Origin of the sequence: Pseudomonas sp. EZ-C24 (genome assembly GCF_014525325.1) — a bacterium.
Taxonomy (GTDB): Bacteria; Pseudomonadota; Gammaproteobacteria; order Pseudomonadales; family Pseudomonadaceae; genus Aquipseudomonas; species Aquipseudomonas shirazensis.
Genome location: NZ_JACDIU010000014.1, coordinates 956,212 through 981,464, shown reverse-complemented (window position 1 = coordinate 981,464; position 25,253 = coordinate 956,212). Strand labels below are relative to the sequence as shown.

At 62.1% G+C, this 25,253-nt stretch carries 21 protein-coding genes; 14 read left to right on the top strand and 7 right to left on the bottom strand.

The features are described from left to right. Positions 1-158 precede the first annotated feature (158 nt). Positions 159-2,114 carry a TonB-dependent receptor domain-containing protein gene (locus IDM28_RS13790; RefSeq protein WP_150568926.1) on the top strand — a complete coding sequence of 652 codons (1,956 nt, stop codon included), beginning with the start codon at positions 159-161 and terminating at the stop codon, positions 2,112-2,114. A gap of 53 nt (positions 2,115-2,167) precedes the next feature. Here the strand turns inward: IDM28_RS13790 and IDM28_RS13785 are convergent, their stop codons facing one another. From IDM28_RS13785 to IDM28_RS13775, 3 genes are all read right to left on the bottom strand, one after another. Next, positions 2,168-3,505, bottom strand: a complete 1,338-nt coding sequence (locus IDM28_RS13785) for an ATP-binding protein (protein WP_188036379.1) — start codon at positions 3,503-3,505, stop codon at positions 2,168-2,170. A gap of 25 nt (positions 3,506-3,530) precedes the next feature. After that, a complete protein-coding gene (locus IDM28_RS13780) occupies positions 3,531-4,280 on the bottom strand; it encodes a response regulator transcription factor (RefSeq protein WP_188036244.1) in 750 nt (249 codons plus the stop codon). Between the two features lie 118 nt (positions 4,281-4,398). Next, positions 4,399-5,823 (bottom strand): PLP-dependent aminotransferase family protein, encoded by a 1,425-nt coding sequence (locus IDM28_RS13775; protein ID WP_150568928.1) that lies wholly within the window; start codon positions 5,821-5,823, stop codon positions 4,399-4,401. Positions 5,824-6,154: 331 nt separating this feature from the next. On the opposite strand from IDM28_RS13775, the gene IDM28_RS13770 reads away from it, so the two are divergent. Further along, positions 6,155-7,570, top strand: coding sequence for an amino acid permease (locus IDM28_RS13770; protein WP_101320351.1), 1,416 nt, complete (start codon positions 6,155-6,157; stop codon positions 7,568-7,570). A gap of 124 nt (positions 7,571-7,694) precedes the next feature. After that, the gene (gene tam / locus IDM28_RS13765; protein ID WP_101320349.1) at positions 7,695-8,471 is read left to right on the top strand and encodes a trans-aconitate 2-methyltransferase; all 777 of its coding nucleotides are present in this window, start codon (positions 7,695-7,697) and stop codon (positions 8,469-8,471) included. Between the two features lie 39 nt (positions 8,472-8,510). On the opposite strand, the gene IDM28_RS13760 is transcribed toward tam, so the two are convergent. Continuing rightward, the gene (locus IDM28_RS13760) at positions 8,511-9,380 is read right to left on the bottom strand and encodes a LysR substrate-binding domain-containing protein (RefSeq protein WP_103437764.1); all 870 of its coding nucleotides are present in this window, start codon (positions 9,378-9,380) and stop codon (positions 8,511-8,513) included. 262 nt (positions 9,381-9,642) lie between these two features. Here IDM28_RS13760 and IDM28_RS13755 point away from each other — a divergent pair, with 262 nt between their 5' ends. The 5 genes from IDM28_RS13755 (at position 9,643) to IDM28_RS13735 (ending at position 15,722) form a co-directional block, all read left to right on the top strand. Continuing rightward, positions 9,643-10,959 carry an MFS transporter gene (locus IDM28_RS13755; RefSeq protein ID WP_101320344.1) on the top strand — a complete coding sequence of 439 codons (1,317 nt, stop codon included), beginning with the start codon at positions 9,643-9,645 and terminating at the stop codon, positions 10,957-10,959. Positions 10,960-10,974: 15 nt separating this feature from the next. Next, positions 10,975-12,366 carry an FAD-dependent oxidoreductase gene (locus tag IDM28_RS13750; protein WP_101320342.1) on the top strand — a complete coding sequence of 464 codons (1,392 nt, stop codon included), beginning with the start codon at positions 10,975-10,977 and terminating at the stop codon, positions 12,364-12,366. 125 nt (positions 12,367-12,491) lie between these two features. Continuing rightward, the gene (locus IDM28_RS13745) at positions 12,492-13,205 is read left to right on the top strand and encodes a YebC/PmpR family DNA-binding transcriptional regulator (protein ID WP_101320340.1); all 714 of its coding nucleotides are present in this window, start codon (positions 12,492-12,494) and stop codon (positions 13,203-13,205) included. A gap of 63 nt (positions 13,206-13,268) precedes the next feature. Continuing rightward, on the top strand, positions 13,269-14,213 hold the full coding sequence (locus IDM28_RS13740) for a LysR family transcriptional regulator (protein WP_188036243.1): 945 nt from the start codon (positions 13,269-13,271) through the stop codon (positions 14,211-14,213). Positions 14,214-14,309: 96 nt separating this feature from the next. Beyond that, positions 14,310-15,722: a DOPA decarboxylase gene (locus IDM28_RS13735; RefSeq protein ID WP_188036242.1), complete on the top strand. Its 1,413-nt coding sequence runs from the start codon at positions 14,310-14,312 to the stop codon at positions 15,720-15,722. A 34-nt stretch (positions 15,723-15,756) separates the two neighbouring features. Here IDM28_RS13735 and IDM28_RS13730 read toward each other — a convergent pair whose 3' ends face one another. Then, on the bottom strand, positions 15,757-17,133 hold the full coding sequence (locus IDM28_RS13730) for an MFS transporter (protein ID WP_150568932.1): 1,377 nt from the start codon (positions 17,131-17,133) through the stop codon (positions 15,757-15,759). Positions 17,134-17,437: 304 nt separating this feature from the next. On the opposite strand from IDM28_RS13730, the gene quiC reads away from it, so the two are divergent. Continuing rightward, positions 17,438-19,345: a 3-dehydroshikimate dehydratase QuiC gene (gene quiC / locus IDM28_RS13725; protein WP_101320331.1), complete on the top strand. Its 1,908-nt coding sequence runs from the start codon at positions 17,438-17,440 to the stop codon at positions 19,343-19,345. 129 nt (positions 19,346-19,474) lie between these two features. Further along, positions 19,475-20,146 carry a TetR/AcrR family transcriptional regulator gene (locus IDM28_RS13720; protein WP_150568934.1) on the top strand — a complete coding sequence of 224 codons (672 nt, stop codon included), beginning with the start codon at positions 19,475-19,477 and terminating at the stop codon, positions 20,144-20,146. A gap of 5 nt (positions 20,147-20,151) precedes the next feature. Here IDM28_RS13720 and IDM28_RS13715 read toward each other — a convergent pair whose 3' ends face one another. Continuing rightward, positions 20,152-21,159 carry a GlxA family transcriptional regulator gene (locus IDM28_RS13715; RefSeq protein ID WP_101320326.1) on the bottom strand — a complete coding sequence of 336 codons (1,008 nt, stop codon included), beginning with the start codon at positions 21,157-21,159 and terminating at the stop codon, positions 20,152-20,154. 141 nt (positions 21,160-21,300) lie between these two features. On the opposite strand from IDM28_RS13715, the gene IDM28_RS13710 reads away from it, so the two are divergent. The 4 genes from IDM28_RS13710 (at position 21,301) to IDM28_RS13695 (ending at position 24,789) form a co-directional block, all read left to right on the top strand. Then, positions 21,301-21,771: an FAD/FMN-containing dehydrogenase gene (locus IDM28_RS13710; RefSeq protein ID WP_101320323.1), complete on the top strand. Its 471-nt coding sequence runs from the start codon at positions 21,301-21,303 to the stop codon at positions 21,769-21,771. Between the two features lie 73 nt (positions 21,772-21,844). Continuing rightward, a complete protein-coding gene (locus IDM28_RS13705; RefSeq protein WP_101320321.1) occupies positions 21,845-22,057 on the top strand; it encodes a PLDc N-terminal domain-containing protein in 213 nt (70 codons plus the stop codon). A gap of 67 nt (positions 22,058-22,124) precedes the next feature. Next, positions 22,125-22,553, top strand: coding sequence for a RidA family protein (locus IDM28_RS13700; protein ID WP_188036241.1), 429 nt, complete (start codon positions 22,125-22,127; stop codon positions 22,551-22,553). A 112-nt stretch (positions 22,554-22,665) separates the two neighbouring features. Further along, positions 22,666-24,789: an EAL domain-containing protein gene (locus IDM28_RS13695; RefSeq protein WP_188036240.1), complete on the top strand. Its 2,124-nt coding sequence runs from the start codon at positions 22,666-22,668 to the stop codon at positions 24,787-24,789. A gap of 21 nt (positions 24,790-24,810) precedes the next feature. On the opposite strand, the gene IDM28_RS13690 is transcribed toward IDM28_RS13695, so the two are convergent. Beyond that, positions 24,811-25,179 (bottom strand): response regulator, encoded by a 369-nt coding sequence (locus IDM28_RS13690; RefSeq protein ID WP_181106665.1) that lies wholly within the window; start codon positions 25,177-25,179, stop codon positions 24,811-24,813. Positions 25,180-25,253: the final 74 nt, after the last annotated feature.

The window sequence follows — 25,253 nt, the reverse complement described above, 5'->3', positions numbered from 1 at the left end:
TGGTCAGCGTGCTTGAGGTGCCTGCAGGCATAGCTGTGGTACCTCGACGCTGCCTTTGGCGTCGCGGTCGTCGACAGCGGCTGTCACACTTTGTCCCATTTGCGCCAATGCATCTGATTAGGATTCTCTTTTACAGCGGAATTCACAAGGTCACTTGCATGCGCGCACCACGTCGTATTTTCAGCCGTTCCTCCACGTTGGCCGTATTTCTGGCGGGTGCCGCGCACGCGCAGACAAACCCTCCAGAACCCGTCCCATTGACCCTTGAAGATGTGGTTGTGACTGCCTCGGGCTTCGAGCAGCGGGTTGAGGACGCGCCCGCGTCGATCACCGTGATCGACGGCGAAGACCTGCGTCGCAAGTCGTACCGCGACCTCGGTGACGCAGTGCGTGATGTCGAGGGTGTCACCGTCAACGGCGGCGCCAACGAAAGCGACATCTCGATGCGCGGCATGCCGGGCGACTACACCTTGATTCTGGTCGATGGCAAACGCCAGAGCGCCCGTGAATCACGGGTCAACGGCAACGCCGGTTACGAGCAGAGCTTTGTCCCGCCGGCAGCCGCCATCGAGCGGATTGAGGTGGTGCGCGGGCCGATGTCGTCGCTGTATGGCTCGGACGCTATCGGGGGGGTGATCAACGTCATTACCCGCAAGGTCTCGCCCGAGTGGGGCGGCTCGATCGGTTATGACTATTCGGCGCGTCAGCACAGCGCAGAGGGCGACGCCGGGCAAACCACTTTCTACTTGAGCGGTCCGCTCAAGGAAGACCTGCTTGGCCTGCAAGTGTGGGGCCGCTACCTGGACCGCCAGGCCGATGCTGACCTGGAACAGACCAACGGCCACAGCAAGGCTGATCACCGCGACCTGACCACGCGCCTGGCCTTCACGCCCACGATCGACCACGACATCCTTCTCGAAGCCGGCGTTACGCGCCTGAAAAACGGTGATGGCGTCAGTGCCAACTGGGCCACCCGCGAGCAAGAGAACAACCGTGATCACTGGTCGCTGTCGCACCAGGGTCGCTGGGGCTGGGCCACCTCTGACGTCGCCCTCTATCAGGAAACCACCAGCCGCGAAGGCAAGGCCACGCCAGACCAGACCGACATCTACGGGCGCAAGCCTGAAATCCGCAACCGCGTGCTCGACGCCAAGTTGGTCGTGCCGACCACCTACAACGTCAGCACGGTTGGCCTGCAATGGCAGGAAAACCAGGTCACCGACTGGAACCAGGGCTTGGGTGACAAGGTTGATTACGAGTTCTCGGTCCAGCAAAAAGCGCTGTTTGCCGAAAACGAATGGTCGGTCACCGACACCTTCGCCTTGACCGGCGGCCTGCGCATGGACAACCACGAAGAATACGGCAACCACTTCAGCCCACGCCTGTATGGGGTCTGGCGCGCGACGGATCAGTGGACGCTCAAAGGCGGTGTTGCCCGCGGCTTCAAGACCCCTGAGCTGCGCGCCGTGGTTGAAGGCTACGCCTACCTGCGCCGCAACCGGTTCGTCATGCTCGGCAACCCTGACCTCAAGCCCGAGACCAGCACCAACTACGAAGTGTCGGCGCTGTGGTCCAACCGCAATGATCTGTCGGCAGGCGTGACGTTGTTCTACAACGACTTTCAGGACAAGCTCTCGACCGTAACCACTGACCGGCGCTGGAACGGCTACATCGTCATGGACCGGGTCAATGTCGACAAGGCGGTGATCCGTGGCGTCGAGCTGACCGGTCAATGGGACATCCGCTCCGACCTGCTGATCAAAGGCAACTACACCTACACCGACTCCGAGCAGAAGACCGGTGCCAACGCAGGTGCGCCGCTTGCCCTGACGCCGAAACAGAAAGCCAACCTGCGCGGCGAATGGCGGGTCAATGACCGCGCCCAAGCCTGGGCCGCGCTCAGCTACTACGGCGAAGAAACAGGCAACACCATCACTGCCGAATCGGCGCCGGGCTACACCACTGCCGACATCGGCGGCTCGTATGACCTGACCCATGCGCTGACTGTGAATGCCTCGCTGAACAACATCACCGACAAGCGTCTGGACGACGAGACCTACGGCACGGTGAACTATGGCCGCACGCTGTGGATGGGCGCGACCTACAACTTCTGATCAGAGCAGTAGCAAACGGGGCCGTACATCGGCCCGGTTTGCGTTTGCGCGTGTCAGCCTTGGCCGACCGGCAGCCGCACCAGCGCGCACAGCCCGCGTGGTTTGCGGTTTTCCAACAGCAGTTCACCGCCATGGGCCTGAATGCAGGCACGGGCGATCGCCAAGCCCAGACCGAGTCCGCCACCGCTGCGGGCGTCGGCACCACCGCGGCCGAGCTGGACAAAGGGTTCAAAGACTTTTTCCAACCACTGCTCAGGCAGCCCCGGACCTTGATCGGTGATCTCCAGGCGCACCTGGCCGTCAGCCTGGCTGAGCGTCACGTGGGTCGCACCGCCATGCTTCAAGGCGTTGTCGATCAGGTTGGTCAGGGCACGTTTTAGCGCCAAAGGTCGGCAGCTTAGCCAGGCCTGTTGCTGCACATCCCAGGTCAACGGTTGCCCAAGCAGGCGATAACGTCGGTCCAGTTCGTCAAGCAAGTCGTTCAGGCGCAACTGACAGGTCGCCTCCTGCACTGCATCGCCGCGCACGAACTCCAGGGTTTCGCCGACCATCGCCGTCAGCTCGCCCAGGCTTTCCAGCAAGTCGTTGCGGGTGGCGCCGGGGTCAAGCAGTTCAACCTGCAAACGCAATTCGGTCAGCGGCGTGTTGAGGTCATGGCTGATCGCTGCCAACAAGCGGGTGCGGCCTTCGACATGCCGGGCCAGGTTGGCCTGCATCGTGTTGAATGCATGGGTCAGCTCGCGTGCTTCGTGCGGGCCGGTTAACGGCAGCGGCGCAATCCACTCACCACGGCTGACCCGCTCGGTGGCTTTGGCCAGGGCCTTGATCGGGCGCAGCACGCGGGCAAAGCCGAACATCATCACCAGCAAGACCGGCAGGGTGGTCATTGGCAAACTGTAAGCCAGTACAGTGCCCCACTGATAAGCACCGCTGGGGTGCTGCTCGGCATTCAGATACTGGCCGTTGCCCAGCGCCAGGCTGCTGCGCAAGCGTAGTGGCGCCCAACCGCCAGGACTGAACGGATAAGCGCGGGCGTCGGTGCCGTTGACCCGCTCCAGTTGCACGATCAGCGAGTGTTCCGGCGATAGCTGCAGGCGCTGGCGCAGGTCGCGGCTAAGCCGCTGTTCTTCAGAGCGAGCGGCGAAAGCACTGACCTCGGGGGTTGCCGCGATCCAGAAGCTGGTTTCCGGGTTGGCCATCTTGGCCAGCATCCTGTTGGCCTGCGCTGCGGGCAGGTCGCGCGCCAGGTTGAACGCAGTTGCCAGGCGCTCCAGGCTGGCTGCCCGGGACAGCGGATGAAGCAGGCTGCCGTGGCGGTGCAGCAGAACGATGCCGATCAAGTGCGAGGCCAGCAGTGCCAGGCACAGCAGCAGCAGTAACTGGTGCAGCAAGCGCTGCGGCCACAGCCGGCGCAGGCTATTCAAGCTCGACATCGGCGGCCAGCAAGTAGCCGCTGCCCCACAGGGTGCGCAGCAGCTCGGCGGTTTGCCCGTCATGGCTGAGCTTGCGCCGCAGGCGACTGACCTGGCGGTCGATGGCGCGTTCGCTGATGTCGCTGTCGTGCGCTGCCGTCAGGTCGACCAGCCGTTGCCGGGTCAGGCTGCGATGCGGGTGGGCCAGAAACACCTGCAGCAGTTTGCCCTCGGCGGTGCTCAACTGAACTGACTCGGCACCTTCGCGGCTGAGCGAGGCGCTGCTGGCGCAGAAGTGCCAGCCGGCGAAGCGATAGCGGCGTGCTGCGGGCGTAGCTGCAGGCGCCGCGTGGAGTCGCGCCTGGGTTGCCTGATGCCGGCGCAGCACGCTGTTCAGGCGCGCGACCAGCTCACGCGGCTCGAACGGCTTGGTCAGATAGTCATCGGCGCCCAGGTCGAGGCCGCGAATGCGATCTGCAGTGGTGTCGCGGGCGGTCAGCAGGATCACCGGCAGGTTGCAGCGCCGGTGCAGTTGCTGGCACAGCTCGAAGCCATCGCCGTCGGGCAGCATGACATCGAGTACGGCCACGTCGAACGCCTGCTGCTTGAGCAATTGCCAGAGTCCGGCCGCGTCGGCGGCGGTGCGCACCTCGAAACCATGGCGGCGCAGGTAGGTCGCCAGCGGGTCGCGGATCTTGCGGTGGTCATCGACCACCAGCACTCGCGGCGCGGGCGTGGGTTGTTCAGCTGGCATTGGCTATCGCGCGTGATGTGGGAGGCAGGGCGCAATATTACTACGAGTCATTATCATTTGTGACTGCCCGCTGTGGGCAGATTGTCACAGCGGGTATCGTCACCTGCAGTCGCTGGCACTAGATAGCCGAGCGGCGCACCTGCTTGACCAGGATCTTCTCCAACAGCTCCCACATCGCCGGGTCGGTGCTGAACGCGACGTTGAAGCGCATCCACCCAGTCGCCTGGGCGTCGACCATGAACAACTGTCCGGGGCCGAGCATGATGCCTTGCTCCAGCGCGTCATCCAGCAGGGCCGCGCTGTCCGGGATGGCCCGGTGGCGCGCCCACACGTACATGCCTTCGTCCGATTCGGTGAACAGCTCGAAGCCCAGCCGGTGCAAATGCCGGCCCACTTCCTGGTGTGCTTCGGCCAGGCGCTGGCGCAGGCGTTTGAGGTGCTTGCGCCAGCGGCCATCGATGATCGCCGCGTAGACCACCCGCTCCATCACTTGGGAGGTGGTCAGCCCAGAGCGCATTTTCAGGCGCAGCAACTGCTGCATCAGTTCCGGGTTGGCGAACAGGTAACCAACCCGCACGTTCGGTGAAATGCTTTTTGAATAGCTGCCGACGTATACGACTTGCTGCAGGTGATCGAGGCTGGCCAGGCACGGCTGCGGCTCCGCGATCATATCGGCGTACAGGTTGTTTTCCACCAGCCGGAAGCCGTGCTGGCTGGCCAGTTGCAGCAAGCGGTGCAGTTGCGGCAACGGCGTACGCGAGCAGGTCGGGCTGTGCAGGTGCGGCTGGGTGAAGAAGACACTTGGGCGGTGTTCGCTGAGCAGTTGCTCCAGGCGATCGAGGTCGTAGCCGGCCGGGGTGCGCGGCACGCCGATCAGGGTAGCCCCCTGAAAACGCAGGATGCTCATCAGGTTGGGGTAGCCTGGGTCGTCGACCAGCACCACATCACCGGGGCGCACCAACGTGCGTACCGCCAGGTCCAGCGCCTGGCTGGCGCCGTGGGTGAGCATCAGCTGCGCCGGGTTGACCACGATCGACAGCTCTTGCTGCAGGTTCTGCGCGGTCAGCGTGCGCAGCTCCGGCAGGCCCATCGGCTCGCCATAGCCGGACAGCTCCAACGGGCTACCGGCGACCTGACGCATGCCCCGGCGCAGGCCATCTTCGTACATCCAGTCGTTGGGCAGCCAGCCGCAGCCGGGTTTGAACGGCAACTGACGGGTTTCGAAAATCTGCTGCAGGTACCACTCGGCGTTGAACGACGGCCGGTTGTTGTCGGCGCCGTGGGCCGGTCTGTCGAGTTGCTCGCTGGCCGCGCGATTGACGAAAAAGCCGGTGTTGCCGCGGCTGACCAGCAGCCCTTGCGCAACCAGACGGTCGTACGCTTCGACCACGGTGAAGGTGCTCACCGAGTAGGTGGCGGCAAAGGCGCGGATCGACGGGACCTTGGCACCGGGTTTGAGCGCCTGGCTGTCGATCAACTCGCGCAAGCCGTCGATGATCTGGTTGACCAGCGGGGTGGCGGAGTCTGGATGTAGTACGAGCATGGGTGTGCCTTCAGGTGTGCAGACGCGGGGCGTCGGCCGGGTGTCGCGCGGTGTATTGCATGGGCGGCCTGTACAGTGCAGTGCGACTTTCATGCCACTGTGCATGGCTCTATCAGCGCGACATTTTTACATTAGGTGTCTGAGATCGCCAGACACCTTTTGTTTCAGTTCGTTCGAGGCCCGCCTCGCACGACCCACAGGCCGCCAGGGAAGGCCTGCTCGTGCCCTCGCACAGCGCCTGCGCGCATCAGTATCGATGTACAGGTGAAACCGCTTGCCATCGGGGTTTCACGCAATTCCTTAGATAAAAAGAAGCACGGGGACACAACTGATGGACGCAACATCTACAACTACCGCATCCGAAAAAGGGGCGCCGGAGAGCAAGCTGAATGCTTCGCTCAAGTCGCGCCACCTGACGATGATGTCGATCGCCGGGGTCATCGGCGGCGCACTGTTCGTCGGCTCCGGCAGTGTCATTCACAGCGCCGGCCCTGCTGCGGTGCTGGCTTATCTGGCTGGCGGCATCCTGGTGGTGCTGATCATGCGCATGCTCGGTGAAATGGCGACGTCTTCGCCAGACACCGGCTCGTTCTCGACCTACGCCGACCGTGCCATTGGCCGTTGGGCAGGCTTCACCATCGGTTGGTTGTACTGGTGGTACTGGGTCATCCTGATGGCCTGGGAAGCGTATGTGGCGGGCAAGATCCTGCACGGCTTCTTCCCGGGGGTGAGCACCAATGTGTTCGTCCTGGCGACGACCCTGGTGCTGATCACGGTCAACTTCTTCAACGTCAAGCACTACGGCGAGTTCGAGTTCTGGTTTGCCTTGATCAAGGTGATTGCGATCGTCTGCTTCCTGATCGTGTGTGGCTCGGCGGTGTTGAATATCTGGCAGTTCGGTGAGGTCCGCGGGATCACTCACCTGACCGCCGAAGGCTTCATGCCGAACGGCTTTACCACGGTGATTGGTGCGTTGCTTGGGGTGATGTTCGCCTTCCTCGGTGCGGAGATCGTGACCATCGCTGCCTCCGAGTCGAAAGACCCGGCCGGGCAGATCGTCAAGGCGACCAACTCGGTGGTCTGGCGGGTGTGCCTGTTCTATGTCGGCTCGATCTTCCTGATCGTCTGCCTGGTGCCGTGGAATGACCCGCACCTGGGTGAGTCGGGCTATGGCGCTTATCGCCGTACGCTGGAACTGCTGGGCGTGCCATATGCCGAGCTGCTGATGAACTTCGTCGTGTTGACCTCGGTGAGCAGCTGCCTGATCTCGGGCCATTACACTGCCTCGCGCATGCTGTTCTCGCTGGCTCAGCGTGGCGACGCGCCGTCGTTCTTCAAGATCACCCGCGCTGGCACTGGCGTACCGGTGTTCGCGATCGTCGGTTCGTGCGCGGTGGCAGTGGTGTGCGCGCTGATCAACTTCAGCGAGACGCTGCGGCCCAAGGACGTGCTCGACACCTTGATGAACACCACGGGCATGATCGCTTTGCTGGTGTACCTGGTGATCGCCTTCTCCCAACTGCGTATGCGCCGCAAATTGATTGCCGAAGGCAAGGAGATCCGCCTGCAGATGTGGCTGTTCCCTTGGCTGACCTACCTGGTGATTGCGTTTATCGTTGCTGCGCTGGTGACCATGGCGTTCATGCCTGACTACCAGATTCTGGTGGTTTCGACCGGTATTGCTGCCTGTGTGGTGGTGGCGATGGGTATTGTGCATCAGATCCGTTCGGCGAAAAAACTGCACTAAGCAACGCGCTGTATGATGTCGGCCGGTTCCCGCAAGGGGCCGGCCGCGTTTGTTTGTGCGGGTCTCACCGCGAACCCCTCGACATGGCTTATGCTAGGCGCTCAGCCGCCTACAGGAGCCGCCCATGGCCTGGTCTGCCAACCAATATTCGCTGTTTGAAGACGAACGCAGCCGCCCCGTGCGTGATCTGCTGGCGGCGGTGCCGCCGCGTCCAGTGCGTCACGCTACCGACCTTGGCTGTGGGCCGGGCAACTCCACCGAAGTGTTGTTGCAACGCTGCCCGGACGCTCAGGTGACAGCGCTCGACAGTGATCCGGACATGATCGACAAGGCCAATAAACGACCGCGTTTGAGTGTGCCGAGGGTGAGCTGCAAGATTGCCGACATCGCGACCTGGCAAGCAGCCGAACCACAGGACTTGATCCTCGCCAACGCTTCGCTGCAATGGCTCCCCGAGCACGCCACGCTGTATCCGCACCTGGTCCGCCAGCTCAGCGAAGGCGCCAGCCTTGCGGTGCAGACTCCGGACAACATCGACGAACCGGCCCACCGACAGATTCGCGAGATCGCCAAGCGCGGGCCATGGGCCGACAAGTTCGCTGACTTCTCGCTGCCGCCGCGGCATACCGCAGGGTTCTACTACGACTTGCTCAGCCCGCTGTGCAGCCGCGTCGACGTCTGGCGCACGACTTACCATCACCCCTTGGCCGGCGGTGCGCAGGCGGTGGTTGAATGGTTCAAAGGCTCGGCACTGCGACCTTACCTGGATCGTCTGAACGAAGCAGAACAGGCGGACTTCCTGCAGTTGTATCTGCAGGCGATGGAGCATGACTACCCAGCGTCCAGCGATGGCAAGCTGCTGCTGCCGTTCCCGCGCTTGTTTGTGCTTGCTACTCGCTAACTGCGAAACGAGCGCCAGCTCAGGTAGGGCAGGGAGGGCTCAAAGCCCTTCCTGGACCAGCTGCAAAAAGGTCGCCACCACCCGGCGGGTACGTTGCTCGCTGAGGCACACCAGTGTTTCAGTCAAATGCCGCTGGCAGTCGACGATCGGCAGCGCACATACCCGAGCGTCGGCGCCAAACTCGGCAGCCGACACCACGCCAACGCCAATCCCTACTACCACCGCCTCGCGCGCAGCTTCGCGGCCTTCGACCTGAATTGCCGCACGGATGCGCAGCCCTGCCCGGTGCATTTCCTCTTCCAGCGTCTGCCGCGTCACCGAGCCTGGTTCACGCAGCACCAGCGGCGTGTCGTCCAGATCAGCCAGGCTGATCGAGGCGCGACTGGCCCAGGGGTGGTTGTGCGACACGAATGCCACCATCGGGTCGCGGCGCATTGGCACGCAGTACAGGCGCTCGTCATCGACATCGCGGCCGAGCAGGGCGAGGTCGGCCTGATAGCTGAACAGGCGCGCCAGTGATTCATCGGTGTTGCCAGTCTCGATCTTGACCTGAATGCCGGGGTAACGCTGGCAGAAGCGGGCAATCTGCGGCAACACATGCACCGGCGCATCCACCGCCAACACCAGGCTGCCGGTATGCAATGCACGCGAATCCTGTAGCAACTCGACGGCTTCGGCTTCGCAGGCGAACAGGCGCTGGGTCACGCCCAGCAGCCGCTCGCCGAGGTCGGTCAGTTGCACCGAGCGTTTATTGCGATGAAACAGCAGCACGCCAAAGCGCTCTTCGAGCTTGCGCACCTGGTCGGACACGGCTGGCTGAGTGAGAAACAGCTTTTGCGCCGCGCGCGTGAAGCTACCGTGTTGAGCGACCGCATGAAACGCCTTGAGTTGCGCCTGAGACACCGACATACCGCCTCCACTTACAAGCTGAGCTTATGTGTGAAATACGATAAATCGATTTTTGTTATCAGTCAGTAACTGTTTCTATGATCGACAGCTCCAGTGCGCAGCAAGACGCAGCGCGCTGGTGGCCATAGCAGCGGCGCGGTCATGTCAGCCGGCCCTGTTATCTGACCCGACGATGGCCACCGTCATGTAGTGCGACTCACAACAACAAGACAGGCGTTTTTTCACATTCTGCCGGCACACTTGAGCGAGAGGTCAGACTCCCATGAACCAAACCCTTGCTGCCATCAAACGGTGGCGTATTCAGATTTTCGCCATTACCTGGCTGGCCTACGCTGGCTTCTATTTCACCCGCAAGGCCTTCTCGGTGGCCAAGCTGGGCATCGGCGAAGACCCAAGCTTCATGCTCGACAAGGCGGCGATGGCCAACCTCGATGCCATCTATCTGGCTGCCTACGCAGTCGGCCAGTTCACCTGGGGCATGCTTGCCGACCGTTTCGGGCCGCGCGTGGTAGTGCTCGGCGGGTTGCTGATTTCAGCGGCGGCGGCGGTGGTGATGGGCAGCTACGCAACCTTCCCGATCTTTGCCACCTGCATGTTGATTCAGGGCCTGGCGCAGTCGACCGGTTGGGCGGGGTTGTGCAAGAACCTTGGCAGCTTCTTCCCTTCGTCGCAGCGCGGCCGGGTGCTGGGGCTGTGGAGCTCGTGCTACGCCTTTGGCGGGCTGGTGGCGTCACCGTTTGCCGGTTGGTGGGCGTATACCTTGATCGGCACCTGGCACGCGGCGTTTTTCTCCAGTGCGGTGGTGGTGGCGCTGGTGGCGGTGTTGTTCTTCTTTCTGCAACGCAACAAGCCTGAAGATGTTGGCCTGCCGGCGGTCGAGCCAGAGCCGCAGAGCATGGCCCCAGGGCCAAACCTGTGCAGCGTATGGCAACCGCTGCGCGAGATCCTGCGTAATCGCACGGTGCTGACACTGGGCCTGGCTTACTTTCTGTTGAAGCCAGCGCGCTACGCCATCTTGCTCTGGGGCCCGGTGATCGTGTTTGAACAGATGCCGTCGGTGGGCAAGGTGGGTGCTGCAATCATTCCCACCGCATTCGAGCTGGCCGGGCTGCTCGGGCCGATCATCATCGGGCTGGCGTCGGACAAGCTGTTCGGCGCCCGGCGCATGCCCGCCTGCGTGATCAGCCTGCTGCTATTGACGGTGACCCTGGCGTTGTTCATGGCAGCGATGAACAGCGGCAGCATTGCCCTGGTGGTGGGCCTGCTGTTTGTCATGGGCCTGACCTTGTACGGCCCCGATTCAATGATCAGCGGCGCCGCTGCAATTGACTTTGGCAGCGCCAAGGCCGGTGCCACCGCCGCAGGCTTCGTCAACGGTTGCGGCTCGGTGGGCGCGGTGCTGGGCGGCTTGCTGCCGGGCTACTTCGACAGCGTCACGGTATTCATCGTATTTGCTGGCTGCGCGCTGTTCTCCGCACTGGTGCTGCTGCCGCACTGGAACAGCCGCCCGGTCGCCGCCGAACAGGTGGTCGACGTTGCCCCCAATACCAGCATGGCAATCAAGCCACTGCGCAGTTAAAGGAAAGCCCAAGCGATGAGACCCTTCTGGCTGCAACAAGCCCTGGATCAGGAGCAGGACGCACTGTGCCCGCCGCTGAGCGCCGACATCCGTTGTGATGTGTGCATCGTCGGTGGTGGTTACACCGGCTTGTGGACGGCATTGATGATCAAGGAGCAGGCGCCGCAGCTGGAGGTGGTGCTGATCGAAGCCGATATCTGCGGCGCCGGGGCCAGTGGCCGCAACGGCGGTTGTGCGTTGTCCTGGTCGGCCAAGTACTTCACCCTCGAGCGCTTGTTCGGCGCGGCCGAAGCGGTGCGCCTGGTGCGCGAATCGGAGCGCAGTATTGCGGCCATCGGCGACTATTGCGCAGCCAATGACATCTATTGCGACTACCGCATGGATGGCACCCTGTACACCGCCAGCAACGCCGCGCAACTGGGCGGCACCGATGCGGTGATTGCCGCCTTGGCGCGTCAGGGCATCAATTCTTTCGAGCGACTGGCGCTTGAGCAGGTGCAGCAGCGGGCGGGCTCTGCGCGCCATCTTGAAGGCTGGTTCTCGCCGGCCGCCGCGACAGTGCAGCCGGGCCGGCTGGTGCGTGGTTTGCGCCGCGTTGCGTTGCAGCGCGGGGTGCGCATATACGAAGGCACGGCCATGACCAGCCTTGAGCATGGCGCACCGGTACAGGTGCGCACTGCTCATGCAACGGTCCGTGCTGATCGAGTGGTGCTGGGCCTCAATGCCTGGATGGCGCGGGCGTTTCCGCAGTTCGAGCGCAGCGTGGCAATCGTCTCCAGCGATATGGTGATCACCGAGCCGTGCCCTGAGCTGCTCGATGAAATCGGCCTGGACAGCGGCATCAGCGTGCTCGACTCGCGCATCTTCGTGCATTACTACCACAACACCAGCGACGGCCGGCTGATGCTCGGCAAGGGCGGCAATACCTTTGCCTACGGCGGGCGCATGCTGCCGGTGTTTGACCAGCCTTCGCCGTACCAGCCGCTGCTGCGTCAGACGCTCGACGACTTCTTCCCGGCGCTGGCCGAGGTGCCGATTGCGGCGAGCTGGAACGGGCCGTCGGACCGTTCGGTAACCGGCTTGCCCTTCTTCGGGCGGTTGGACGGGCAGGGCAATGTCTTCTACGGCTTCGGCTATTCAGGCAGTGGCGTCGGCCCGTGTCATATGGGCGGGCAGATTCTCTCGTCACTGGCCTTGGGGCTGGACAACCCCTGGACCCGATCAGGGCTGGTCAAAGGCCCACTGGGGCAGTTTCCGCCGGAGCCGATCCGTTATCTGGGCTCGCTGCTGGTGCGCGATGCGATCCGCCGCAAGGAGCGGGCAGAAGACCGCGGCATGCGGCCACGGCGGCTGGACGTGCGCCTGGCCAGGTATGCCGCAGCCGCCGGCAAAGCCGACAAAGGCTGATATTGATCAAGCCTCAGTGCCGGCTGGCGCTGCAGGCGCGAGATTTTTTGCCGAGGGCCGTATAAACTGCTGCCACTTTGGCCGGTCGCTTCCTGAACCGGCCCGCTGAAACGTAGAGAGTCGACATGGGCGCACAGTGGAAAGCCAAGCACAGAGAAACCGCAGCCAATGCCAAAGGCAAGATCATGGGCAAGCTGGCCAAGGAAATTCAGATCGCTGCCAAATCCGGCGCCGACCCTGACTCCAACTCGCGTCTGCGTCTGGCGATAGAACAGGCCAAAAAGGCCTCGATGACCCGCGAGACCCTCGAGCGGGCGATCCGCAAAGGCGCAGGCCTGGATGGCGACGCGGTGCAGTACACCGCCGTCAGCTACGAAGGCTTCGCGCCGCATCAGGTGCCGCTGATCGTCGAGTGCCTGACCGACAACGTCAACCGCACCGTCGCCCAGATCCGCGTGCTGTTCCGCAAGGGCCAGTTGGGCGCCAGCGGTTCGGTAGCCTGGGACTTCAACCATGTTGGCCTGATCGAAGCCACCCCGGACAACGCTGACGCCGATCCGGAAATGGCTGCCATCGAAGCCGGCGCGCAGGACTTCGAAGAAGGTGAAGAGGAGGGCGCGACCCTGTTCATCACCGACACGACCGACGTCGACGCTGTACAGAAGGCGTTGCCAGCGCAGGGCTTTACCGTGATTTCGGCAAAAATCGGCTACACCCCGAAAAACCCGGTAAGTGCTGCCAGCCTGAGTGCCGAGGCTCTGGCCGAAGTTGAAGCGTTCCTCGAAGCGATCAACGACAACGACGACGTGCAGAACGTCTACGTCGGCCTGACTGACTGATCAGTGCACGGGGGCCGCACTGCGGCCCTTTCGCGGCGCAACGCTGCTTTTGTGTGGTACGTCATGCATCCTGTCTTCGCCTCGCTCAGTCTCTCCCATCTTCGGACCCTCGATTGCCTGCTTGAGCTGAAAAACCTCAGCCATGCCGGTGCGCGCCTGGGCGTCAGCCAGTCGGCTTTGAGCCGGCAGTTGGCCAGCTTGCGCGAGGCGTTCGATGATCCATTGCTGGTCCGTCAGGGCCGTGGTTACGTGCTCAGCGAGCATGCCGAGGCGCTGGTCGAGCCGCTGCGCCAGGTGCTCGAAGCCTTGCAGGCGCTGCGCGAGCCGGCTGTGTTCGACCCAGCGAGGTGCGAGCGGCGCTTTTGTCTGGCCGCGTCGGATTACGTTGCCGAGCATATGTTGCCGTTGCTGGTGGCGGCGCTTGAAGTTGAGGCACCAGGGGTGTCGCTGGATTTTCGTACCTGGCAAGCAGGGCAGTACGCGCAGCTCGCCAGCGGTGAGATTGACCTGGCCACGACGCTGTTCGACGAGTCGCCGGCCAACCTTCATGGCCGCCTGCTCGGCGAAGACCGCGCCGTATGCCTGATGCGCGCTGATCACCCACTGACCGCCCGTGAGCTTTTGAGCCAGGATGATTATCTGGCCTTCAAGCATGTGCGCATCAGTGGCGGCGGTGACAAGGACAGCTTCATTGATCGCCACCTGCGGGCGCAGGGGCTGCAGCGCCGGATCAGCCTGGAGGTGCCGTTCTTTTCGTCCACCGTACAGGTGGTTGGCAACAGCCAGGCGCTGGTGACGGTGCCCGAGCACATTGCTCGGCAGCTGGCCCGGTTGCACGGCCTGGCCTGGCGGCCGTTAGCCTTTGTCGAGCACAGCCAGCGCTACTGGGTGGTCTGGCATCAGCGCTTGCAGGCGTCGGCCGAGCACCGCTGGCTGCGCAACCGAGTCTACGAAGTGTGGCGTCAGTCGCAGTTCGGTGTGCACGGCGGGCATGCGCCTTCGCCATAGCACCTATGCACCAGGCGGGGTTATTGCGCGATGGCCGTGCGCCTAGACTGGGCTGCAGCAACAGCAGCCCATTCTCAGCCCGCGAGGAGCCCGCGCGTGACCCCCGAACAATTTCGCCAACATGGCCACCAACTGATCGACCTGATTGCCGACTATCGCCAGACCATCGCCGAGCGCCCGGTCATGGCGCAGGTCGAGCCCGGCTATTTGAAAGCCGCCTTGCCTGTGGCTGCGCCGGATCAAGGCGAGCCCTTCGAAGCCATCCTCGACGATTTCAACAAGCTGGTCATGCCCGGCCTGTCGCACTGGCAGCACCCAGACTTTTATGGCTACTTCCCCTCCAACGGCACCCTGTCGTCAGTTTTGGGCGACTTTCTCAGTACCGGCCTGGGCGTGCTCGGCTTGTCCTGGCAATCCAGCCCGGCCCTGAGCGAGCTGGAAGAAACCACCCTCGACTGGCTGCGACAATTGCTGGGTTTGTCTACGCAGTGGAGCGGGGTGATCCAGGACACTGCATCGACCAGCACCCTGGTGGCGTTGATCTGCGCCCGCGAGCGCGCCAGTGACTTTGCCCTGACCCGTGGTGGTTTGCAGGGCCAGCCCAAGCCGCTGATCGTATATGCCAGCGCCCACGCCCACAGCTCGGTGGACAAAGCGGCTTTACTGGCAGGGTTCGGTCGCGAGAACATCCGCCTGATCGCCACCGACGAGCAATTCGCCATGCAGCCAGCGGCGTTGCAGGCGGCCATCGAGGCAGACCTGGCGGCGGGTAATCAACCGTGCGCGGTAGTCGCCACCACCGGTACCACGACCACCACTGCGCTGGACCCGCTGGCAGCGATCGGCGCTATCAGCCAGGCGCACCAACTATGGCTGCATGTCGACTCGGCCATGGCTGGCTCGGCGATGATCCTGCCTGAGTGTCGCTGGATGTGGGACGGTATCGAGCTGGCCGACTCGGTCGTGGTCAACGCGCACAAGTGGCTTGGGGTGGCCTTCGATTGCTCGATTTACTACGTGCGCGACCCGCAGCACCTGATTCGGGTGATGAGCACCAACCCGAGTTACTTGCAGTCGGCGGTCGACGGCGAGGTGAAGAACCTGCGTGACTGGGGCATTCCGCTGGGGCGGCGCTTCCGTGCGTTGAAGCTATGGTTGATGCTGCGCAGCGAAGGGGTGGAGGCCTTGCAGCAGCGCTTGCGCCGCGATCTGGACAACGCTCGCTGGCTGGCCGCTCAGGTCGAGGCCGCAGAAGATTGGCAGGTGTTGGCGCCGGTGCAGTTGCAGACGTTGTGTATTCGTCACTGCCCGGACGGGCTGGAAGGTGCGGCGCTGGATGCGCATACCCGGGCCTGGGCTGATCGACTCAATGGTTCGGGGTTGGCGTACGTCACGCCGGCAACGCTGGAAGGGCAGTGGATGGTGCGGGTATCGGTAGGGGCGCTGCCCACCGAGCGTGAGCATGTCGAACGCTTGTGGGCCAACTTGCAGGCGGTGGTCAGCGCTTGAAACGGCTGGGGCTGCATGCAGCCCCAGGCAGTTTTTACTGAGTTGCAGCAGTGTTGAGGCTGCCTTTGCGGGTGGCTTCGTAGGTATCTTTGTCCATCGGTTTGGCATTCGGGTTGCCGAGGTCTTCCATCGCCAGACGGTGCGTCTCGGGAGCCACGTAGGCAGCCAGGGCGCAGATGCAGGTGATGAAGAACGCCGAGCCACCTACCACCAGCCAGATGTTTTCCGAGCCTGGCGGCGCGATGGCGGCGAATACCGCTGGCAGCATGGCAGTGAACATGGTGCCGATGTTCTGCGCGATAGCCATGGCCGAGACGCGGTAGCGAGTATTGAACAGCTCCGGGAAGAAGCTTGGGAATACCGCGTTGTAACCTTGGTAGACCATGCCCCACATCAGGATCGATGCGCAGAAGGCCAGCGGCACGTTCTGAATGCTGATCGCATACAGGTAAGCGAAGGCCAGCAGGCCCGAGCCCATGCAGCCGGCAATCATGGTTGGACGACGGCCGATCTTGTCAGACAGGTTGCCAACGAACGGGATCACCAGCACTGCGACGATGTTGCCGACTACCGGGATCCACAGGTACACGCTCTTGTCGAAGCCGATGCCGTAAGCCGGCTGCACCGCATAGGCTGCACCGAACACGGTGGCAACGACTGGAATGACGTTCATCAGGGCCATGAACATAACCAGGACCATGTGTTTCCAGCTGTACTTGAACGCTTCCTTGACTGGCGAGCGGGCGATCTTGTCCTGCTTCTCTTCCTTGACGAAGGCCGGGGTCTCGTGGACTTCCTTACGGATGATGAAGCCGGCTACCAGGACGAATGCGCTGAGCAGGAACGGAATGCGCCAGCCCCACTCGTTGAAGGCTTCGCTTGGCATGAAGTAGGCCAGTGGCAGGAACACCGCCGCAGCCAGTACCTGACCTGCCTGAACCCCTTGCAGGGTGAAGCTGGCGAAGTAACCTCGGCGTCCGAACGGCGCATGCTCCATGATCATCGAGCTGGCACCGGAGATCTCACCGGCGACCGCAAAGCCCTGAACCAGGCGCAGCAGCACAAGAATGATCGGGGCAATGATGCCAATGTCATGGTAGGTCGGCAGCAGGCCAACGGCCATGGTCGAGATACCCATGAGGAACATGCACAGCAGCAGAACGTTTTTGCGGCCGCGGGTATCACCCCAGTGACCGAGCACAACGGCACCCACCGGACGGGCCAGGTAACCGACACCGTAAGTCGCCAGCGAGGCGATGATGGCCATTTTCGGGTCCATCGACGGGAAGAAGATCTGCGGGAAGATCAGTGCTGCGGCTTGGGCGTAGATGAAAAAATCGTAGTACTCGAGGGCCGAGCCGATCCACCCACTGGCGGTCGCTTTCTTGGCTTGAGAGCTGGAGTGAGCCATTGTTGTCTCCGTTGTTCTTGTTATTGAACTTATTATGTCGTGACGCTGGGCTTGTCGGTACAGGGTCCGCTGAACGTTCGCAGGGCAGTGAGGAGTTCGAATGGTCTGTAACTGGATTCATGGTTGCCCAGGCTCGAGCACCGAATCAATTCGCCAAATTCGCTTTTGTTCGGTAATCGAACAAAAACTAACTGTTTCGTACAAAAGTCATTGATGGCGGGACTTTACCCGCGAATAATCGATTCTGCCAAGCACCTGCAAGGGTTTTTTGGCTGACGCTTCTCAAATAACAAGGAACTCCAGCATGCAGCGTTCGATTGCCACCGTGTCCTTGAGCGGCACTCTGCCAGAAAAACTCGAAGCCATCGCCGCAGCCGGCTTTGACGGCGTCGAGATTTTCGAAAATGACCTGCTCTATTACGCCGGCAGCCCGCGCGAGATCCGCCAGATGTGCGCCGATCTGGGCATCGCCATCACCCTGTTCCAGCCATTTCGTGACTTCGAAGGCTGCCGCCGCGACCGTCTGCAGAAAAACCTCGACCGCGCCGAGCGCAAGTTCGACCTGATGCAGGAGCTGGGCACGGATTTGGTGCTGGTGTGCAGCAACGTACAGGCGGACGCGCTGAGCGATGAGCAGATCCTGGTCGACGACCTGCGCCTGCTGGCCGAACATGCTGGAGCCCGCGGCCTGCGTATTGGCTACGAAGCCTTGGCCTGGGGCCGTCACGTCAATACCTACCAGCAGGTCTGGAACCTGGTACGCCAAGCCGATCACCCGGCGCTGGGGGTGATCCTCGACAGCTTCCACACCCTGTCGCTCAAGGGCGACCCGAGTGCAATCCGGCAGATTCCGGGCGACAAGATTTTCTTCGTGCAAATGGCCGATGCGCCGATCCTGGCCATGGACGTGCTGGAGTGGAGCCGCCACTTCCGCTGCTTCCCGGGGCAAGGCGAAATGGACCTGGCCGGTTTCCTCGCACCGATTCTGCAGACCGGTTACCGTGGGCCGTTGTCGCTGGAAATCTTCAACGATGGCTTCCGCGCTGCACCTACCCGGCAGAACGCTGCCGATGGCCTGCGTTCGCTGTTGTACCTGGAAGAAAAAACCCGCCTGCAATTGCAGCGTGAGGCCCAGCCGATCGAGCCTGAGGTACTGTTTGACCCGGCGCCAGCCAGTACCTACGACGGTGTCGAGTTCCTTGAGTTTGCCGTCGATGAAGCGGTAGGGGCACGTCTGAGTGGTTGGCTCAAGCGCCTGGGCTTTGTCGAGGCGGGTGCACACCGCAGCAAGGGTGTCCGGCTGCTGCGCCAAGGCGATATCAACATCGTGCTCAACGCTGAGCCCTATTCATTCGCGCATAACTTCTTCGAAGCCCATGGCCCTTCGTTGTGCGCCACCGCACTGCGGGTCAAGGACGGCCAGGCTGCCTTGCAGCGTGCCACCGCCTACCGTGGCCAGCCATTCCGTGGCCTGGTCGGGCCCAACGAGCGCGAGATCCCGGCCGTGCGTGCGCCGGATGGCAGCCTGATCTACCTGGTCGAGCAGGCCGGTGCCGGGCATACCATCTACGACAGCGATTTCCGTCTGGATGCCGCCAGCGGCGCCAGTGGTGGCCTGCAACGTATCGACCACATGGCCCTGGCCCTGCCGGCCGAATCGCTGGACAGTTGGGTGCTGTTCTACAAGAGCCTGTTCGACTTCGAGGCCGACGACGAGGTGGTCTTGCCCGACCCCTACGGCCTGGTCAAGAGCCGTGCCTTGCGCAGCCAGTGTGGCACCCTGCGCTTGCCGCTGAATATCTCGGAGAACCGCAACACTGCGATTGCCCACGCGTTGTCCAGCTATCGTGGCTCGGGCGTCCACCACATCGCCTTTGACTGTGCCGACATCTTCAGTGAAGTGGCGCGGGCAAAAAACGCCGGTGTGCCGCTGCTGGAAATCCCCCTGAACTACTACGACGACCTCGCTGCGCGGTTTGATTTCGACGACGAGTTCCTCAGTGAGCTGGCCTACTACAACGTGCTGTACGACCGTGACGCCCAAGGCGGCGAGCTGTTCCACGTGTATACCGAGCCGTTCGAAGAGCGTTTCTTCTTCGAAATCATCCAGCGCAAGGGTGGTTATGCCGGTTACGGCGCAGCCAACGTCGCGGTCCGCCTGGCGGCCATGGCCAAGGCCCGCAGCGGGGCAGCACGCAAACCTGTGTTGTAAGGCAAGCGCCGGCCCAGTGGCCGGCGCACCTGGCACAAAACCTGACCAATGCGACCATCTGCGTGCTTCCCTGCGTCGCAGCAGTCACGGATAATCCCTCCAATTCCAATAATTAGCCTGTGAGTGGGTATGAGTGATTCCGTAGTCAGCCTCGGCGAGCCCGCCCTGGAAGGGGCGCGCAAATCGCGCAAGAACAACCCGGAGAAGACCCGCGAGGACATCCTCCAGGCCGCCATTGGCGAGTTCGTTCAGCAAGGCCTGGCCGGCGCCCGTGTCGATGCCATCGCCGAGCGCACTGCCACCTCCAAGCGCATGATCTATTACTACTTCGGCAGCAAGGAGCAGCTCTACGTCGAGTGCCTGGTCAAGCTCTATGGCGACATTCGCAAGACCGAGCGCGGCCTCGATCTGGAGACCTTGCCGCCAGAGCAGGCCATCCGCCGGCTGGTGGAGTTCACCTTCGACCACCACGACCACAACGTCGACTTCGTACGTATCGTCTCGACTGAAAACATCCACTATGGCGAATACGTCAAGCAATCACCGGTCATTCGCGAGATGAGCAGCGTGGTGCTGGAGACACTGGGTCACACGCTCGAGCGCGGCGTTGCCGAGGGCGTGTTCCGCGAGGGTATAGAAGTCATCGACCTGCATATGCTGATGAGCTCGTTCTGCTTCTACCGGGTCTCCAACCGGCACACCTTCAGCGAGATCTTCCAGATCGACATGACCGATGACCAGGTCAAGCAGCGCCACAAACAGATGATCGGCGACGTCGTGCTGCGCTATATCCGTGCCTGAACGGGCTATTCGCCCAGGCGTTGCTCGCGCGACGGCGGATAGCCAAAGTAGGCTGCATAGCACTTGCTGAAGTGCGACACCGAGACAAACCCGCAGGCGACGGCGACTTCCATCACCGACAGGTCCGAGTACTGCAGCAGGCGGCGGCTCTTGGTGATGCGCAGCTCCATGTAGTAGCGCCGCGGCGAGGTGCCCAGTTGCGCCTGGAACAGGCGGTCGATCTGGCGCCGCGAGCGGTCACTGTAAGCGGCCAGTTGGTCCAGGCTGAGGGTCTCTTCGAGGTTGTTTTCCATCAGTTCGACAATGGTGCGCAGGTGCAGGCTCATGGATTTTTTCGCGCCAGGTCCGACCTGGCGGTAGCGCGCCCCGGAGAACGATAGAATCTCCTCGACGCCTTCGGCCAGGGCGTCACCGTACAAGCGCCGTACCAGCCCAAGCATCAATTCCATCGCGCCATTGGGGCTGGCTGCTGTCAGCCGATCACGGTCAAGGGTAAAGCTTGCCGGGGTGATCCGCGTTTGCGGGCTGCGCTCGGCCAAGCTGGCACGCTGTTCGGGGTGAACGCTGCAGCCATAGTCACTCAAAACTCCGGCCCGCCCGAGAAACCACGCACCGTTCCACAGCCCGCCCAAGGCCAGGCCATGATGGTTGCAATCCTGCAGTAGCCGATCCAGCGCCGGGTACTTGAGTGGAGTACGCAAACCGCCGCAGATGATCAACAGATCAGCCTGCTTGAGGGTTGCCGGATCCAGATCGGTGGCGATCAGCTCAAGGCCCAGGTCGCTTTGCACGCGTTCGCCATCCAGCGACAACGGGGTGAAGCCGAAGCTGTCGGCGCGCAGCAGGTTGGCCGTGACCAGTACGTCCATGGCCACGGTGAAACTGGCCATCGAGAAGTGTTCGAGCAAGACGAAATCGACCTGGTAGGGCTTGTGCACACTGGCATCTGCGGACTTGGTCCGGAACATGTTGCTGGTGCTGGTCTTCTTGCTGAATTGACGAGGTGTGGCCACTGCCGGCTCCGCTTCCTGGCTGACGCGGTGAGTGTGCTGCGGGCACCGGGCAAAGACAACAGAGGCGGCGCTGGGGTGGTAGTTGAGGTCGTTATTGGCGACATGCTCTATGCTGGCAGGCCGTCAATCCGAGTAATCCAGATGAAATTCGCCGCCGCCCTGTTACTTACCTGCCTGCCGCTCGTGGCCAATGCCGTTGCAGTTGGCGATCAACTCGCGCCCTGGACCCTGCAGGATCAGCACGACCAGAGCTACACTCTGGATGGCGACACGCGCATTCTGCTTGTGGCCCGTGACATGGACGGCGCCAAGCTGGTCAAGGCGGCCATCGCTGAGCAGCCCAAGGGGTATCTGGAGGCGCGGCATGCGGTGTTCGTCGCGGATATCCAGCGTATGCCGTCTATAATCAGCAAGCTGTTCGCCATTCCAGCCATGCGTGACTACAGCTACCGGGTCATGCTTGATCGTCAAGGTGAAGTCGCCAGCCGTTACCCTGGGCAGGAAGGCCAGGTGCTCTGGTTGCAACTGGACCACAGTCGCGTGGTAGCACAACAGCAGTTCAGCGATGCCAAGGCGCTGCAAAGTGCGCTGGATCAGGTGACGAAGCCCTGAGACGGGCCGAATCGGAATGAACCCTTGCGCCCTCTGCGGGACCAAAGCATTACATGCTCACGGGAGGACGCTTATGGAAATCGGAACGATCTGGATCATCGTCGCCGCTGTGGTCATCGCCCTGGAAATCTGGGCGATCTGGAACATCATCGGCAGTGAACGGCGAGCGGAGCGAAAAATGCTCTGGATCGTCTTTGTCGTCTACGCGCCAGTGCCTGGGCTGTTGTTCTGGATGTGGCGCGGCCCGCGGGCGGTCAAAGGCCGTCATGTGCTGGAAGAAAAATAATCCTCTTGACCTCGGGTTAACCTGAGGTTTGATACTCGGTCGTTCTTTCACTCGATGGAGCGACCGCATGTCCCCCGTTTTCCAATTGTCCAATCCCGACAGCCTTTATGACCCCAGCGCCAATGCTTATTCGCATGTTGCTCAGGTCCGCTCCGACAGCTGCCTGCTGTATGTAGCCGGGCAGGGCGGCGAAAACGCTCAGGGTAACCTTTCAGCACTGTTTGCTGAGCAGGTGGCCCAGGCGTTGCTCAACCTGCAGCTGGCGCTGGCTTCAAAAGGTGCCGGTCTGGGCGATGTATTCAAACTCACCTTGCTTATCGTTGATCACAGCGAAGAGCGTCTGCGCCAATGGGTGCAGGCGGCAGATCAGGCCTGGGGCGAGCACATGAAGCCCACCTGCACGCTAATTCCGGTGCCACGTCTGGCGCTTGATGGGATGCTGATAGAGGTTGACGCAGTCGCTGCTATCGCAGGGCAGGGCACAAGCGGCCGCTAGGCTCTTATCAAGTTCACAAAGAACTCTCCTGCGCGGCATAATGCCATTGTCTGCTCCGGCCCGGCCTTCCCGCCGGGCCTTTTCTTGTGCGTGTTGCCCATCAGAGAAGCTCATGTCGCTAGTCAGTAATCCCGACGTCATGTATCGCCTGTTGATTCAGAGTGTGGTGGATTACGCCATCTACATGCTCACGCCCGAAGGCGTGGTCGCCAACTGGAATCCGGGGGCGCAACGCGCCAAGGGCTACAGCGCCGAGGAAATAGTCGGGCAGCACTACTCGCTGTTCTATGACCATGAGGATCGCGCTGCCGGGATCCCGCAGCGCAATCTGGAACTGGCCCGCAGCACCGGACGGTTTGAAGAGCAGGGGTGGCGACTACGCAAGGACGGCAGCGCGTTCCGTGCGCATGTGGTCATCGATGCGGTGCTCGATACTGACGGGCAACTGCTCGGTTTTGCCAAGATCACCCGCGACGTGTCCGAGCGCCATCGCTACGAGCAGGAGTTGCTCAAGGCCAAGGAGCTAGCCGAGCAGCATAGTCAGGAAATGGCCGACCTGTCGCGTTTTCTCGACTCGGTGATCGCCAACATCCCGGCCAGCCTGATCGTCCAGGATCTCGACAGCCATCGCATCCTGTTGGCCAATCAGCAGGCCGAACGTCTGTTTGGCGGCCAGGGTGCGAGCATGATCGGCCAGTTGCCAGAGGACTGCCTGCAGCCAGAGGCGGCCGATTACCTCCAGCAGCAGTTGACGCGTGGTTCGCGCAGTAGCAAGGGCTACGCCTCGGAAACTCGGGTGAATACGGCCTGTGGCCCGCGAATCTTGCGCAGCCGAGCATCGCTCAGCGAAAACCGCGACGGCCAGCCGGATTATGTGCTGTTCGTGGCTGAGGATGCGACCGAAGAGCTGGCCGCGCATGCGCAGATCCATCATATGGCGCACCACGATGCCTTGACCGGGTTGCCTAACCGCACGTTGTTCCATGAACGCCTGAAGCAGGCGCTGCTGCGCGCAGAGGAGAGTGGCAAGCTCACCGCCGCGTTGTGCCTGGACCTGGACAACTTCAAGAACATCAACGACTCCCTCGGCCACGCCTTCGGTGACAAGCTGCTGCGTGCGCTGGGCACTCGCCTGCGCGGTGAACTGCGCGATCAGGACACCTTGGCGCGGCTTGGCGGGGATGAGTTCGCTGTCGTCCTCAACGGCATGGACAGCCCGCAAGCCGCCTGTGTCACCGCCCGTCGCCTGATCGAGGCGATGGCCCCGGTATTTCGTATCGAAGGCCATCAGTTCAGCGTTGGCGTCAGTATCGGCATCGCCATTGCGCCGAATGACCATGAACACGCCGAGCAACTGCTGGGCTACGCCGACATGGCTTTGTACGAGGCCAAGCGCAACGGCCGCAATCGTTATGAGTGCTTCCATCTCGAACTCGACAATGCCGCCCGTCAGCGCCGTCTGGTTGAAACCGACCTGCGCACTGCCTTGCATCTGGGCCAGTTGCAACTGCATTACCAGCCGGTGGTCGACCAGCAGACCCATGCGGTCACGGGTTACGAAGCATTGCTGCGCTGGGAGCATCCCATTCGCGGCATGATCATGCCGATGGACTTTATTCCGATCGCCGAAGAAACCGGGCTGATTCACGAGATAGGCGCCCGCGCGCTGAATCTTGCCTGCCAGGAGGCGGCCACCTGGGGCACCGATCAGGTGGTGTCGGTCAACCTCTCGCCCGTGCAGTTCAAAAGCGGCAACCTGTTACACGTCGTGACTTTGGCATTGGCGGACTCGGGCTTACCTGCTCACCGTCTGGAGCTGGAGATCACTGAATCGGTTCTATTGGGTAACAGCGAAGAGAACGTCAATACCCTGCGGGCGCTGAAGGAGCTCGGTGCGTCGATCTCGCTGGACGATTTCGGCACCGGCTATTCATCGCTGGGGTATCTGCGCTCGTTCCCGTTCGATCGAATCAAGATCGACAAGTCGTTCGTCAATGACATGTGTGACAGTCGCGAAGCGATGTCGATCATCCGCGCCATCACTGAACTGTCCAGCAGCCTGATGATCAAGACCACTGCAGAAGGGGTCGAGACGCCCGAACAGATGGAACTGCTGCGCGCCGAGGGTTGCTCGCACTTCCAGGGATTCTTGTATGGACGGCCGGTGCCGGCCAGCGAGCGCTTGATTACAGTGAGCCAAATCGACGGCGCCCGGCCCGCTGCAACCAAGTTGTGACAGCTGTCTTTTAGCTGTGAGTCAGGCCTGCGTTGAGTCTGCAGGCCCGATCATCTGCACGACCTTGTCGCGCAACTGGTCGATACTGAACGGCTTGCCGATCGAGTGCATGCCTTCCGGCACGCTCAAGCTGTCGGCATAACCACTGGCAAACAGCACGGGTAGCAGCGGGCGAATTTCCCGTGCTTTACCCGCCAGATCCTGACCGCTCATATCGGGCAAGCCGACGTCGGTCATCAGCAGGTCCAACGGCGTTGCAGAGTCATTGAGGATAACCAGGGCACTGGTGGCGTCTGCTGCTTCGATCACCTTATAGCCAAGATCCTCGAGCACTTCGACCATCAGCATACGTACGATGTCGTCGTCTTCGACTACTAGAAGGGGGTGCATGTCGCGGTCCTGTACCAGATAAGTGTCTCTACTCTGTGCCCGTATCAGGCCCAGAAGTTCCCAATATAACGTTC